The following is a 13,707-nucleotide window of genomic DNA, read 5'->3' as shown; positions in this document are numbered from 1 at the left end:
TCAGGAGTATTATTTTATGGCGGATAAAGAGCTTAAGTTTTTGGTTGTGGATGACTTTTCCACCATGCGTCGTATCGTACGCAACCTGCTGAAAGAGCTGGGCTTCAACAACGTTGAAGAAGCAGAAGACGGCGTTGATGCGCTGAACAAACTGCAGGCGGGCGGGTTTGGTTTTGTTATCTCCGACTGGAACATGCCAAACATGGACGGTCTGGAACTGCTGAAAACCATCCGTGCGGACGCGGGAATGGCGTCATTGCCGGTTCTGATGGTGACCGCAGAAGCGAAAAAAGAGAACATTATTGCCGCAGCACAGGCGGGCGCTAGTGGCTATGTCGTGAAGCCGTTCACTGCGGCCACCCTGGAAGAGAAGCTCGGTAAGATCTTCGAGAAACTCGGCATGTGAGGTGTTGGTTATGATGATGCAACCTGCTATGAAACCCGTTGAAGAACACTCGCCCAGCGATATCATTGCCCGCATCGGCAGCCTGACACGCATGCTGCGTGACAGCCTGCGTGAACTGGGGCTGGACCAGGCAATTGCCGAAGCGGCGGAAGCCATTCCGGATGCCCGCGATCGTCTGGACTACGTTGTGCAGATGACCGCTCAGGCGGCTGAACGTGCGCTGAACAGCGTTGAAGCGTCACAACCGCATCAGGATGCGATGGAGAAAGGCGCGAAAGCGCTGACCAAACGCTGGGATGAGTGGTTTGAGAATCCAATCGAGCTGGCGGATGCCCGCGAGCTGGTCACGGATACCCGTCAGTTCCTGGGCGATGTGCCGGGCCACACCAGTTTTACCAACGCGCAGCTGCTGGACATCATGATGGCGCAGGATTTCCAGGACCTCACGGGCCAGGTTATCAAGCGCATGATGGATGTGATTCAGGAAATTGAACGTCAGCTGCTGATGGTGCTGCTGGAGAACATTCCGGAACCGGCCGCTCGTCCAAAACGCGAGAACGAAAGCCTGCTCAACGGTCCACAGCTCGACGCCACCAAAGCGGGCGTTGTGGCAAGCCAGGATCAGGTAGACGACCTGCTGGACAGCCTTGGTTTCTGATTGAGGTGATGACCCTCAGGTTGCGCGCGCAACCTGAGGGTATGCCGCTTAATTTTGAGTGCATAACGCTGGGGTGGCTGGCCCTTGCTCACGCACTGCTTGCTGACAGTGTTGCCAAACGCTATCTCAAATTTTTTTTGCCGTTATTTACTCATCACCCGATTGCTCCGACGCTGAACTGGCTAAAAGAACCCGGTTATTGGGTTTTTTCAACCCATTGATGAAGGGTCAGGCTGGCATGATACCCGTGACTAAATGGGCTGCGAGCAGGCACTGTGGCAGAAGAGAACGACGACAAAACGGAAGCCCCCACACCCCACCGACTAGAAAAAGCGCGTGAGGAAGGGCAGGTCCCCCGATCCCGAGAACTGACATCCCTGCTGATCCTCATCGTAGGCGTGTGCATTATCTGGTGGGGTGGGGAGGCGCTTGCCCGCAAACTGGCGGGAATGCTCTCGGCTGGCCTGCGTTTTGACCACAGTATGGTCAACGACCCTAACCTGATCCTCAGCCAGATAATCCTGCTCGTTAAAGATGCCATGCTTGCGCTGTTGCCCCTGATTACCGGCGTCGTGCTGGTGGCGCTGGTCTCGCCCGTAATGCTGGGCGGTCTGGTGTTTAGCGGGAAATCGCTGCAACCCAAGTTTTCGAAACTGAACCCGCTGCCGGGGATTGCGAAAATGTTCTCGGCGCAAACCGGTGCGGAGTTGCTTAAAGCGATTCTGAAATCGGTCCTGATGGGCAGTACCGGCGGTTTTTTTCTCTGGCACCACTGGCCGGAAATGATGCGCCTTATCAGCGAATCGCCGTTAACCGCGATGAGCAATGCGCTGAACCTGGCCGGGCTCTGTGCACTGCTGGTGGTGCTCAGCATTATTCCCATGGTGGGTTTTGACGTTATCTTCCAGCTTTACAGCCACTTCAAGAAACTGCGCATGTCTCGTCAGGATATTCGGGATGAATATAAGCAGATGGAAGGTGACCCGCACGTGAAAGGGCGTATCCGCCAGATGCAGCGTGCTGCCGCCCGTCGGCGGATGATGGAAGATGTGCCAAAAGCCGACGTCATTGTGACTAACCCGACACACTATTCCGTTGCGCTGCAGTACGACGAAAACAAAATGAGCGCGCCGAAAGTGGTGGCGAAAGGGGCGGGGCTCATCGCTCTGCGTATTCGTGAAATTGGTACCGAAAACCGGGTGCCCATACTCGAAGCGCCTCCGCTGGCGCGCGCGCTGTATCGCCATGCGGAAATTGGACAACAGATCCCAGGACAACTCTACGCCGCGGTGGCGGAAGTGCTGGCCTGGGTATGGCAGTTGAAACGCTGGCGTCTGGCTGGCGGTCAACGGCCTGTGAAACCTGAGAACCTTCCGGTGCCTGACGCGCTGGATTTTATGAACGAGAAGGACACTGATGGCTAATCTGGTGGCAATGTTGCGCCTGCCCGGCAACCTGAAATCGACGCAATGGCAGATCCTTGCCGGACCGATTCTCATCCTGCTAATCCTGTCGATGATGGTTTTGCCGCTTCCGGCGTTCATCCTCGACCTGCTTTTCACATTCAACATTGCGTTGTCCATTATGGTTTTGCTGGTGGCGATGTTCACCCAGCGCACCCTTGAGTTCGCCGCATTCCCGACCATTCTGCTGTTTACCACCTTGTTAAGGCTGGCGCTGAACGTGGCGTCAACCCGTATCATCCTGATGGAAGGCCATACCGGTGCTGCTGCGGCGGGTAAAGTGGTTGAGGCATTCGGCCACTTCCTGGTCGGCGGTAACTTTGCCATCGGTATCGTGGTGTTCGTCATTCTCGTCATCATTAACTTTATGGTTATCACCAAAGGTGCCGGACGTATCGCGGAAGTGGGCGCGCGTTTTGTGCTTGACGGGATGCCGGGCAAGCAGATGGCCATCGACGCGGATCTGAACGCCGGGCTTATTGCCGAAGATGAAGCCAAAAAGCGCCGCTCGGAAGTGACGCAGGAAGCTGACTTCTACGGCTCAATGGACGGTGCGAGTAAGTTTGTTCGCGGTGATGCCATTGCGGGCATCCTGATCATGGTGATTAACGTGGTCGGCGGCCTGCTGGTGGGCGTGCTGCAGCACGGTATGGACATGGGCCACGCGGCGGAAAGCTATACGCTGCTGACCATTGGTGACGGTCTGGTGGCTCAGATCCCGGCGCTGGTCATCTCAACGGCGGCGGGGGTTATCGTGACCCGCGTCAGTACCGATCAGGATGTTGGCGAGCAGATGGTCGGGCAGCTCTTCAGCAACCCGCGCGTGATGCTGCTGGCCGCTGCGGTGCTGGGCCTGCTCGGTCTGGTGCCGGGAATGCCAAACCTGGTGTTCCTGCTGTTCACTGCGGCATTGCTGGGTCTTGCCTGGTGGATGCGTGGTCGTGAGATGACCCCGGCAGCGGAACCTGCTCCGGTAAAAATGCCGGAGAACACGCAGGCCGTGGAAGCGACCTGGAACGACGTTCAACTGGAAGACTCGCTGGGAATGGAAGTAGGGTATCGCCTCATCCCGATGGTCGATTTCCAGCAGGATGGCGAACTGTTGGGCCGAATCCGCAGCATCCGTAAAAAATTCGCCCAGGACATGGGCTTCCTGCCGCCGGTGGTTCACATCCGCGACAATATGGATCTGCCGCCTGCGCGCTATCGTATTCTGATGAAAGGCGTAGAGATTGGCAGCGGTGATGCTTATCCTGGCCGCTGGCTGGCCATTAACCCAGGCACCGCGGCGGGTACGCTGCCGGGCGAGCAAACCATCGACCCGGCCTTTGGCCTGGCTGCTATCTGGATTGAAAGCGCGCTGAAAGAGCAGGCGCAAATTCAGGGCTACACCGTGGTGGAGGCGAGTACCGTGGTGGCGACCCACCTGAACCATCTGATTGGACAATTCTCGGCAGAGTTGTTTGGTCGTCAGGAAGCCCAGCAACTGCTCGATCGCGTCACGCAGGAGATGCCGAAGCTGACGGAAGATCTCGTGCCAGGCGTTGTGACGCTGACCACGCTGCACAAGGTGCTGCAAAATCTGCTCGAGGAAAAAGTGCCGATCCGCGATATGCGTACCATTCTGGAAACCCTCGCCGAGCATGCACCGTTGCAAAGCGATCCGCACGAACTGACGGCGGTGGTGCGCGTGGCACTGGGGCGGGCGATCACGCAGCAGTGGTTCCCGGGCACCGGGGAAGTGCAGGTTATCGGCCTCGATACGCCGCTTGAACGTCTGCTGCTGCAGGCTCTGCAGGGCGGTGGAGGGCTGGAACCTGGCCTGGCCGACCGTCTGCTGGAGCAAACACAAGAGGCGCTGGCGCGTCAGGAGATGCTGGGTGCGCCACCGGTTCTGCTGGTGAACCATGCGCTGCGTCCGCTGCTGTCGCGCTTCCTGCGCCGTAGCCTGAACCAGCTGGTCGTGCTGTCGAATATGGAGTTGTCGGATAACCGTCATATCCGTATGACGGCGACGATCGGAGGAAAATAATGGGTAAGTGGTTATGGATCTTACTTTTTCCGCTGGTGGCCCAGGCCGCCGGGGAAGGGACCTGGCAGGCCAGCAGCATTGGCGTGACCCTCAGCAACCGCGGTGTCGCCATGTCTTCGCGACCGCTATCACCGACTGAGCCGGTGTCCGGTCTGATGACCCTGGTGGTCTGGAACTACACGCTTATTGGCCCAACGCCTGCAGGGCTTCGGGTACGGCTGTGCTCCCAGACACGCTGTACGGAAATTGACGGAGAGAATGGCACCACTCAGGCCTTCAACGGCGTGCCTGCTGTCGAACCTTTGCGCTTTATCTGGGAAGTGCCGGGCGGCGGACGCCTGATCCCTGCGCTGAAAGTTCAGCGTAATTCCGTTATCGTCAACTACCGCTAATACCCCGCTTTTTACGCCAGCCATCAGTCATTTCTGATGGCTGGCTCGCAAAAAATGACCTCCTCTTTTGATGTAAAAGAAACGCTGTTTTATAAATCAGTGACACGCGTAACGACACTCTTTGCATTTTTGCCAGCCGCTTGCCGGTGATGGCAAAAACAGAAAGGTATCACCAGGTCGATACTCTTACTGTAGCCGTGTAATAACTCCCGGATCAGATTTTGCTTACAGGGAGTCTCCCAAAACTGAGTAGGGTTGACGGCAATGAAAACACGAAAAATTGGACTCGCAAATTATCTTGCTTACGGGTCAGGCGATTTCCTCGGGGCGGGAACCACCGCCCTGACGGCGGCCTGGCTGTTGTATTTTTATACAACGTTCTGTGGACTCTCCCCGATTGAAGCAACCTTCATCTTTGCCGCCGCAAGGGTACTGGATGCCGTCGTCAGCCCTTTGATGGGCTTTTTGACCGATAACTTTGGCACGACCTGGCTCGGCAAGCGCTTCGGTCGGCGTAAGTTCTTTATTCTGCTGGGGATCCCGTGCGTGTTCAGCTACTCCCTGATGTGGGTGGGGGAGATGAGTTTCTGGTATTACCTGCTGACCTATCTGGTGTTCGATATCGTCTACACCATGATTCTGGTGCCGTACGAAACGCTGGTGCCGGAAATGACCGATGACTTTAAACAGAAAACCCGCTTCTCAGGTGCCCGTATCTTGATGGCGCAAATGTCTGCCATCCTGGCCTCATTCCTGCCGGGGATCCTGCTCACGCATTTCGGCAAAGACAACGCGGTCTCCTTTTTCTATGCAAGCCTGGTCTTCTCCGTGCTGTGCGCGCTGATGCTGATGCTCGTCTGGTTCTTCACCTGGGAGCGACCGCGGGAAGAGTGGAGCGAAGCCGCCCTGCGTGCCGAAGAAGAGAAGAAGAAACTGTCGCTCGGGCAGAGCCTCAACCGCCTGTTTGTGGAGTTGAGCTCTACGCTGCGCGTGAGAATTTTTCGTCAGCATCTGGGGATGTACCTTGGCGGGTATATCGCCCAGGACGTCTTTAATGCCGTGTTTACCTACTACGTGGTTTTCGTGCTGATGCAGGAAGCATCCATGGCCTCCAGCCTGCTGGGCACGATGGCTATCTTCCAGTTTATTGCGGTTATCGCCATGATCCCGCTGTGCATTCGCTTCGGACCCGCGCCGTCCTATCGGATGGTCGTGGTGCTGTTTGGCCTGGCATCGCTTTCCTACGCCGTGCTGTATTACGCGGGCCTGAGTGATATCTACTCTCTGTTATTGCTGGTCTCTGCAGTTGCCGGTCTGGGACGCGGTGGGATCAACTATGTACCGTGGAATACCTACACCTACATTGCTGATGTCGATGAAGTGATCACCGGCCAGCGCCGCGAAGGGATTTTCGCCGGCATCATGACGCTGACCCGTAAAGCCTCGCAGGCGGGGGCGGTAATGCTGGTGGGCATTGTGATGCAGATGTCCGGCTTTGTAAGCGGACAAAAGACCCAGCCCGCGGAAGTGAGCCACACCATTCTGCTGATCCTGAGCGTGGGAACGCTTCTGGTTCTGTTCTGCGGCTTCCTGGTTTCGCTGCGTTTCAAACTCAATTTGCACACCCACACCACGCTGCGTGAAGAGACCGCCAAAATGCGCGCGTCTGGCCGCGCCATTCCTGAGAGTGCGACACCAGAAGCCCGCGCCACCGTGGAGATGCTGGCCGGTATGCCTTATGCGTCGCTGTGGGGCAATAACAACATCGGTTATCTGAATCGTAATAAGCCTGCGGCACCTTCGCTGAAGGGGCGCGCGGTACTGAATTCGACATACAACAGAGGTTAAGATAATGAAAGTTTGGCCGGTCAAACACAGTCCACTCCTGCGTCAGCCTGCGCATTTCATCGCCCGGGACGAGCTGAAATCGCTGATTGAAAAGGTGACGCATAACCTCGTTAATATCCACGATACAACAGGTGAGTTTTTACTGCGCCTGGACGACGGGCGGGTCATTGACACCAAAGGATGGGCAGGCTGGGAGTGGACCCACGGCGTGGGGTTATACGGTATCTGGCAGTATTACTGCCAGACGGGCGACGAAGCGATGCGTGACATCATTGACCGCTGGTTTGCCGATCGTTTCAGGGAAGGGGCGACCACCAAAAACGTGAATACCATGTCACCGTTCCTGACGCTGGCATATCGTTATGAAGAGACCAGAAACCCGGCCTGGCTGCCGTGGCTGGAAAGCTGGGCGGAGTGGGCCATGAATGAGATGCCGCGCACCGACCATGGCGGCATGCAGCACATCACCCTGGCGGAAGAGAATTCTCAGCAGATGTGGGATGACACGCTGATGATGACGGTTCTGCCGCTGGCGAAAATCGGCAAACTCCTTAATAAACCGGAGTACGTTGAAGAGGCGGTGTATCAGTTTCTGCTGCACGTGCAAAACCTGATGGATCGTGAAACCGGCCTGTGGTTCCACGGCTGGAATTACGAAGGCCACCATAACTTTGCGAAGGCACGCTGGGCACGAGGCAACAGCTGGCTGACCATCGTGATCCCGGATTTCCTTGAGCTGGTGGATTTGCCTGAACATAACGCCGTTCGCCGCTACCTTGTGCAGGTGCTGAACGCGCAGATTGCGGCCCTCGCCAAATGTCAGGACGATAGCGGCCTGTGGCATACGCTGCTCGACGATCCGCACGCCTACCTTGAGGCGTCAGCCACGGCAGGCTTTGCCTACGGTATTCTGAAAGCGGTGCGTAAACGCTATGTCGGCGCGGAATATGCTGAGGTGGCGGAGAAAGCGATTCGCGGCATTGTGGAAAATATCTCGCCGGAAGGGGAGTTACTGCAGACGTCGTTCGGTACGGGGATGGGCAGCGATCTGGCGTTCTATCGCCAGATCCCACTCACGTCGATGCCCTATGGACAGGCCATGGCAATCCTGTGTTTAACGGAATACCTGCGCAAATATTTTTGAACATAAAAAACCCGGCGATGGCCGGGTTTTTTTATTACATGCGCTCTACGGTTTCGATACCCAGGGTATCCAGACCCAGCTTCAGGGTCTTCGCCGTCAGCTGAGCCAGCTTCAGGCGGCTGTTGCGGACCGCTTCGCTTTCCGCAGACAGGATAGGGCAGTGTTCGTAGAAACCGGAGAACAGACCCGCCAGATCGTACAGGTAAGAGCACATCACGTGCGGGGTACCGTCACGTGCGACAACGGCCAGCGTCTCTTCAAACTGCAGCAGACGTGCCGCCAGCTGGGCTTCGCGATCTTCGGAAATGATCACCTCAGCATTGGCCAGCGCGCTTTCATCGATACTGGCTTTACGGAACACGGAGAGCACGCGGGTGTAGGCGTACTGCATATACGGCGCAGTATTACCTTCAAAGGCCAGCATGTTATCCCAGTCGAAGATATAGTCGGTGGTACGGTTCTTGGAGAGATCCGCGTACTTCACTGCACCGATACCCACGGCGTTGGCGAGTTTTTCCAGCTCATCGGCAGGCATATCCGGATTCTTCTCGGCCACCAGACGGCGGGCGCGTTCCAGCGCTTCGTCCAGCAGGTCGGACAGCTTCACGGTACCGCCTGCACGGGTTTTGAACGGCTTACCGTCTTTACCCAGCATCATGCCGAACATATGGTGTTCAAGCGGCACGGAATCCGGCACGTAGCCTGCTTTGCGCACGATAGTCCACGCCTGCATCAGGTGCTGGTGCTGACGGGAGTCGATGTAGTACAGCACGCGGTCCGCATGCAGCGTTTCGTAACGGTATTTCGCACAGGCGATATCGGTGGTGGTGTAGAGATAGCCGCCATCCTTTTTCTGGATGATCACGCCCATCGGTTCACCTTCCTTGTTTTTATACTCATCAAGGAACACGACCGTCGCGCCTTCGCTCTCAACCGCCAGGTTTTTGGCCTTCAGGTCAGCCACAATGCCAGGCAGCATCGGGTTATAGAGGCTTTCACCCATCACATCGTCACGGGTCAGGGTAACGTTCAGACGGTTATAGGTGAGCTGGTTCTGGGACATGGTGATGTCAACCAGTTTACGCCACATCTCGAGGAAGTACGGGTCGCCGCCCTGCAGTTTTACCACGTAACTGCGCGCGCGCTCGGCAAAAGCGTCGTCTTCGTCGTAGTGTTTTTTTGCTTCGCGGTAGAACCCTTCCAGGTCTGCCAGGGCCATCTCACCCGCGTTTTCCTGCTGCTGTTTTTCCAGGTAAGCAATCAGCATCCCGAACTGGGTACCCCAGTCGCCCACGTGGTTCGCGCGGATCACTTTGTGACCGAGGAACTCCAGGGTACGCACGGCCGCGTCACCGATAATGGTGGAACGCAGATGCCCGACGTGCATCTCTTTCGCCACGTTTGGCGCTGAGTAGTCAATCACCACGGTCTGCGCTTCTGGCTGGGAAACACCCAGACGGTCAGATTTCAGCGCCGCGTCAACGTGGCGTGCCAGGAAAGCAGGCTCAAGGAAGATGTTGATAAATCCAGGGCCGGCGATTTCAGTTTTGCTGGCAATACCGGTGAGATCCAGATGAGTCAGCACCTGCTCGGCGAGTTGTCGCGGCGGCATACCCAGTTTTTTAGCCACTGCCATCACGCCATTAGCCTGATAGTCGCCAAACTGTACTTTTGCTGACTGACGAACCTGCGGTTCGCAATCCGCAGGCGCACCTGCGGCAATCAGTGCCTGACTGACTTTTTCGGAGAGAAGAGCCTGAATATTCACCTGGATACCTTACATTTTTGATGCGGGCAAATAACCGCCCGCGCCAGTTAAAGAATTTAGGGCGGGAGTATACTGCAAATGCCTTCTGGCGTCAGCATTGCGGGGGCCGAAGATTGCTCAGAATCCAGGCTAAGAAAGCATGCATAAACATGCAGTCGTAAAAACCGCTATTCAGAGGTTGGTCGAAAGAGGGCAACAGAGTAAATTAGCGGCTTTGCGACACGATAAGAGACTGACGTATGGCGAACTGGCACTCCATTGACGAACTGCATGATATTTCCGCAGATTTACCGCGCTTCACCCAGGCGTTCACAGAACTTGCCACCCGCCTTGGTCTGGATATTGCGCCGCTTGAGGCCGATCACATCTCCTTGCGCTGCCATCAGAACGCAACCGCCGAGCGCTGGCGTCGCGGGTTTGAACAGTGTGGCGAGTTGCTCTCAGAGAACATCATTAACGGTCGCCCCATCTGCCTGTTCAAACTGCATGAACCGGTGTGCGTGGCTCACTGGCAGTTCAGTGTGGTCGAATTGCCCTGGCCGGGCGAGAAACGCTATCCGCATGAAGGCTGGGAGCATATCGAAATTGTCCTGCCGGGTGAGCCCGAAACGCTGAATGCGCGTGCACTGGCGCTGTTGTCTGACGAGGGTCTGAGCAAGCCTGGCATTTTTGTGAAAACAAGTTCCCCGAAAGGCGAACGTGAGCGTCTGCCTAATCCTACTCTGGCCGTCACTGACGGACAGGTTACCGTGAAGTTCCATCCCTGGACGATTGAACAGATTGTTGCCAGCGAAGCATAAGATGTGACCGTACGCTGAGACCGGGCGTAGCCTGCGTGTCATGATGGTGCGTTAAGTGGATATTAAGGAGGATGTAATGGCGCTGCTGGAGATTTGTTGTTACAGCGTGGAGTGTGCCGTCACCGCGCAACAGCACGGGGCTGACCGCATTGAACTGTGCGCCGCACCCAAAGAGGGTGGGTTAACGCCTTCATACGGGATGCTGAAGTCTGCCCGTCAGGCTGTCACCGTTCCGGTACACCCGATTATTCGTCCTCGCGGCGGCGATTTCTGTTACACGCCGGGCGAGTTCAGTGCCATGCTTGAAGATATCACTCTCGTTGGCGATCTGGGATTCCCCGGCCTGGTTATTGGGTTGCTTGATGAAGACGGCAATGTCGATCTGCCGCGCATGCGTCAGGTCATGAACGCGGCAAAAGGGATGGCGGTCACTTTTCATCGTGCGTTTGATATGTGTAAAGATCCTCTGCAATCCTTTGATATTCTTGCTGAACTTGGCGTGGCGCGGGTCCTGACATCGGGTCAGCAGTCCTCTGCTGAAAAAGGACTGCAATTAATTACGGAACTAAAAGCACATTCCGGTGTTCCAATAATAATGGCGGGTGCGGGAGTGCGTGCCAGCAATATGGAACTGTTTTTAAACGCCGGGGTAGAGGAGCTTCACAGCTCTGCGGGCAAATGGATGCCATCGCCCATGCGTTATCGCAACACAGGGTTGTCAATGTCGACGGATGCTGAAGCGGATGAGTACTCACGCTACGGTGTAGAGGGAGAGTCGGTTGCGGTAATGAAATCGATGATTGAACGTCATCACGTGTAGCAACGTACCGATTTTTACCGCGCATCATGTCGCCCAATATGATGCTTGCTTGTACCAGGCCCCTGCAATTTCAACAGGGGCCTTTTTTTATGCCCCTAACCCTCTCCCCAAAGAGGAGAGGGACAGTACGGTGCGGTCTTTTCTCCCTCGCCCCTTTGGGAAGAGGACCGGGGGAATCTACGGTTTCGTCGCGATCAACACCGCGCGCATTGGCGCAGGATACCCTTCGACAGTCTTGCTGTGGTCTGCCGGGTCGAGGAATTCCGCCAGCGATTCGGTGATCATCCAGTCGGTGCGACGCTGTTCTTCAGTTGACGTTACGCAGACATCGGCAATACGGACATCCACAAAACCGCATTTCTCCAGCCAGTTTTTCAGCGCCGGCGCGGAAGGGATAAAGTAAACGTTCCGCATCTGCGCATAGCGATCGCCCGGCACCAGAACGGTATTTTCATCACCCTCTACCACCAGCGTTTCCAGCACCAGTTCGCCGCCGCTGACCAGCTGATCTTTCAGCTGCCACAGATGTTCGAGTGGGGAGCGGCGGTGGTACAGGACCCCCATCGAAAACACGGTGTCAAACGCCTTCAGGGCAGGGAGCTGCTCAATACCCAACGGCAGCAGGTGCGCGCGCTGGTCGTTACCCAGCAATTTACGCACCGCTTCAAACTGGCACAGGAACAGCTGCATAGGGTCAATCCCCACCGCCAGATGCGCCCCTGCGCCAATCATGCGCCACATGTGGTAACCGCTGCCGCAGCCAACATCCAGAATGGTTCGCCCGGTGAGGTCGGAAAGGTGAGGCAGCACGCGATCCCATTTCCAGTCAGAACGCCATTCAGTATTAATGTTAACGCCGTAGAGTGAGAACGGACCTTTGCGCCACGGCATCAGGTTACGCATCAGCGTTTCAATGCGGTTTATCTGCCCGGGCGGAAGCGGCGTTTCGCTTTGCGCGGTAACGCTGTGGAGCAGATCCAGACGGTGCGGGGTCAGTTCCGGCAGAAACTCCACCGCGTTGGACCACTGCTTTAACAGACCATGCTGCTGATCCCGCTGCCAGGCAGCAATTTGTGCCGGCAGCGTCTCCAGCCAGTGGGAGAGGTGGTTTTTGGCAATCAACTGATAGAAATTACTGAACTCGATCATGCGATGTCCCCACCTTTCAGCGCCACCAGCGAGCCGAAGTTGAAGCACTGGAACCACAGTTCGCTGTGCTCGAAGCCTGCCTGACGCAGGCGTGCTTTATGGGTTTCGACGGAGTCCGTCAGCATCACGTTTTCGAGCATGCTACGTTTCTGGCTAATTTCCAGTTCGCTATAGCCGTTGGCCCGTTTGAAGTCGTGATGCATATTGAACAGCAGCTCACCCACTTCGGCATCTTCAAAGCTGAATTTCTCGGACAGCACCAGCGCGCCACCGGGTTTCAGGCCTTTATAAATTTTGTCCAGCAACAGCTGACGGTCTTCAGGCACCAGGAACTGCAGAGTAAAATTCAGAACCACCAGCGACGCGTTATTGATGTCGATATCACGGATATCACCTTCCACAACCTCGACTGGCGTCGGGGCTTTATACGCGTCGATGTGGCGACGGCAGCGTTCCACCATGGCCGGGGAGTTATCAACGGCAATGATTTTGCAGCCTTCATGGTGAACGTTACGACGAACAGACAGCGTTGCCGCGCCGAGCGAGCAGCCCAGATCATATACCTGCGTGCCGGGTTGAACGAAACGCTCAGCCAGCATGCCGATCATAGAGATGATATTGGAATAACCGGGAACAGAGCGCTGGATCATATCCGGGAAGACTTCGGCTACCCGTTCATCAAAGGTCCAGTCGCCCAGGCTGGCGATAGGCGCGGAAAAAAGCGTGTCGCGATCTGACATAACGTAAAAATCCGGGAAAAATAAAGTGGCGTATTGTGCGCTAATGGAAGGAGAAAACCAACTCCCACGGCATATACCAAAGGTTAGCCAGCACCATCAGCAAAAGCGAACACCAGGTCGCGCTCATGCCGGAACGACGCCAGCGGAATAAGCGGTGGTGAAAGCCGTAATAATGCATTAACCGGCCGGCAATCAGAAGCAGGCCGCAGACGTGCACCATCCAGGTTTCCGCGCCGTTCATTTCCATAAACAGCAGCAAAATTAACGCAACGGGGATGTACTCAACCGCGTTACCGTGAATGCGGATAGCGCTCTGTAACTCCGAAAAACCGCCGTCACCGTAAGAAACACGGTACTGCATTCGCAGGCGCACAACATCAAATGAAAACTTAATCAGCAGTAATGCACCTAACACCGCATACAGCGCGCTGACCATACTAACTCCCTGTTTTTGGCAGATGGCACCTTCCTATGATAGGGGCTGATA

General features: G+C 56.0%; 13 protein-coding genes. 9 read left to right on the top strand and 4 right to left on the bottom strand.

Going from position 1 to position 13,707, the window contains the following annotated elements; translation table 11 throughout:
* The first annotated feature begins 16 nt into the window (after positions 1-16).
* The 7 genes from cheY (at position 17) to ACN9MQ_RS13740 (ending at position 7,943) form a co-directional block, all read left to right on the top strand.
* Positions 17-406, top strand: coding sequence for a chemotaxis response regulator CheY (gene cheY / locus ACN9MQ_RS13770; protein ID WP_000763862.1), 390 nt, complete (start codon positions 17-19; stop codon positions 404-406).
* 13 nt (positions 407-419) lie between these two features.
* Positions 420-1,064 (top strand): protein phosphatase CheZ, encoded by a 645-nt coding sequence (cheZ, locus tag ACN9MQ_RS13765; protein ID WP_013096065.1) that lies wholly within the window; start codon positions 420-422, stop codon positions 1,062-1,064.
* A 275-nt stretch (positions 1,065-1,339) separates the two neighbouring features.
* Complete coding sequence (gene flhB / locus ACN9MQ_RS13760; RefSeq protein ID WP_014170659.1) at positions 1,340-2,488, top strand: flagellar biosynthesis protein FlhB; 1,149 nt, start codon at positions 1,340-1,342, stop codon at positions 2,486-2,488.
* Entirely contained in the window at positions 2,481-4,559 is a 2,079-nt protein-coding gene (gene flhA, locus ACN9MQ_RS13755) for a flagellar biosynthesis protein FlhA (protein WP_014170658.1), read from the top strand. Before flhB ends, flhA begins: the two co-directional genes overlap by 8 nt.
* Positions 4,559-4,951 (top strand): flagellar protein FlhE, encoded by a 393-nt coding sequence (gene flhE / locus ACN9MQ_RS13750; RefSeq protein ID WP_049023826.1) that lies wholly within the window; start codon positions 4,559-4,561, stop codon positions 4,949-4,951. The genes flhA and flhE overlap by 1 nt, the downstream gene beginning before the upstream one ends.
* 264 nt (positions 4,952-5,215) lie before the next feature.
* Entirely contained in the window at positions 5,216-6,799 is a 1,584-nt protein-coding gene (locus ACN9MQ_RS13745) for an MFS transporter (protein WP_426262640.1), read from the top strand.
* A 4-nt stretch (positions 6,800-6,803) separates the two neighbouring features.
* The gene (locus ACN9MQ_RS13740) at positions 6,804-7,943 is read left to right on the top strand and encodes a glycoside hydrolase family 88/105 protein (protein WP_032680772.1); all 1,140 of its coding nucleotides are present in this window, start codon (positions 6,804-6,806) and stop codon (positions 7,941-7,943) included.
* 34 nt (positions 7,944-7,977) lie between these two features.
* Here ACN9MQ_RS13740 and argS read toward each other — a convergent pair whose 3' ends face one another.
* Positions 7,978-9,711, bottom strand: coding sequence for an arginine--tRNA ligase (argS, locus tag ACN9MQ_RS13735; RefSeq protein ID WP_014170653.1), 1,734 nt, complete (start codon positions 9,709-9,711; stop codon positions 7,978-7,980).
* 239 nt (positions 9,712-9,950) lie between these two features.
* On the opposite strand from argS, the gene ACN9MQ_RS13730 reads away from it, so the two are divergent.
* Both ACN9MQ_RS13730 and cutC read left to right on the top strand, forming a co-directional pair.
* Positions 9,951-10,511 carry a VOC family protein gene (locus ACN9MQ_RS13730; protein WP_014170652.1) on the top strand — a complete coding sequence of 187 codons (561 nt, stop codon included), beginning with the start codon at positions 9,951-9,953 and terminating at the stop codon, positions 10,509-10,511.
* Positions 10,512-10,587: 76 nt separating this feature from the next.
* Positions 10,588-11,331 carry a copper homeostasis protein CutC gene (cutC, locus tag ACN9MQ_RS13725; RefSeq protein ID WP_121339431.1) on the top strand — a complete coding sequence of 248 codons (744 nt, stop codon included), beginning with the start codon at positions 10,588-10,590 and terminating at the stop codon, positions 11,329-11,331.
* A 177-nt stretch (positions 11,332-11,508) separates the two neighbouring features.
* Here cutC and cmoB read toward each other — a convergent pair whose 3' ends face one another.
* Genes cmoB through ACN9MQ_RS13710 form a run of 3 tightly spaced genes read right to left on the bottom strand, consistent with a single transcriptional unit; the run spans position 11,509 to position 13,656 of the window.
* Positions 11,509-12,480 (bottom strand): tRNA 5-methoxyuridine(34)/uridine 5-oxyacetic acid(34) synthase CmoB, encoded by a 972-nt coding sequence (gene cmoB / locus ACN9MQ_RS13720; RefSeq protein WP_020883389.1) that lies wholly within the window; start codon positions 12,478-12,480, stop codon positions 11,509-11,511.
* Positions 12,477-13,220 carry a carboxy-S-adenosyl-L-methionine synthase CmoA gene (gene cmoA / locus ACN9MQ_RS13715; protein WP_020883390.1) on the bottom strand — a complete coding sequence of 248 codons (744 nt, stop codon included), beginning with the start codon at positions 13,218-13,220 and terminating at the stop codon, positions 12,477-12,479. Before cmoA ends, cmoB begins: the two co-directional genes overlap by 4 nt.
* A 40-nt stretch (positions 13,221-13,260) precedes the next feature.
* Positions 13,261-13,656, bottom strand: a complete 396-nt coding sequence (locus ACN9MQ_RS13710; protein ID WP_020883391.1) for an MAPEG family protein — start codon at positions 13,654-13,656, stop codon at positions 13,261-13,263.
* Positions 13,657-13,707 lie beyond the last annotated feature (51 nt).

The sequence above is a fragment of the Enterobacter sp. R-25 genome (assembly GCF_049913205.1).
Classification (GTDB): Bacteria; Pseudomonadota; Gammaproteobacteria; order Enterobacterales; family Enterobacteriaceae; genus Enterobacter; species Enterobacter ludwigii.
Note: the sequence above shows the minus strand (reverse complement) of the source record. Positions and strands in the feature narration are given on the sequence as shown.

Coding starts and splice junctions, on each gene's coding strand:
- cheY (WP_000763862.1), top strand. CDS start 17: ATGGCGGATAAAGAGCTTAAGTTTTTGGTTGTGGATGACTTTTCCACC.
- cheZ (WP_013096065.1), top strand. CDS start 420: ATGATGCAACCTGCTATGAAACCCGTTGAAGAACACTCGCCCAGCGAT.
- flhA (WP_014170658.1), top strand. CDS start 2,481: ATGGCTAATCTGGTGGCAATGTTGCGCCTGCCCGGCAACCTGAAATCG.
- flhE (WP_049023826.1), top strand. CDS start 4,559: ATGGGTAAGTGGTTATGGATCTTACTTTTTCCGCTGGTGGCCCAGGCC.
- ACN9MQ_RS13745 (WP_426262640.1), top strand. CDS start 5,216: ATGAAAACACGAAAAATTGGACTCGCAAATTATCTTGCTTACGGGTCA.
- ACN9MQ_RS13740 (WP_032680772.1), top strand. CDS start 6,804: ATGAAAGTTTGGCCGGTCAAACACAGTCCACTCCTGCGTCAGCCTGCG.
- ACN9MQ_RS13730 (WP_014170652.1), top strand. CDS start 9,951: ATGGCGAACTGGCACTCCATTGACGAACTGCATGATATTTCCGCAGAT.
- cutC (WP_121339431.1), top strand. CDS start 10,588: ATGGCGCTGCTGGAGATTTGTTGTTACAGCGTGGAGTGTGCCGTCACC.
- cmoB (WP_020883389.1), bottom strand. CDS start 12,480: ATGATCGAGTTCAGTAATTTCTATCAGTTGATTGCCAAAAACCACCTC.
- cmoA (WP_020883390.1), bottom strand. CDS start 13,220: ATGTCAGATCGCGACACGCTTTTTTCCGCGCCTATCGCCAGCCTGGGC.
- ACN9MQ_RS13710 (WP_020883391.1), bottom strand. CDS start 13,656: ATGGTCAGCGCGCTGTATGCGGTGTTAGGTGCATTACTGCTGATTAAG.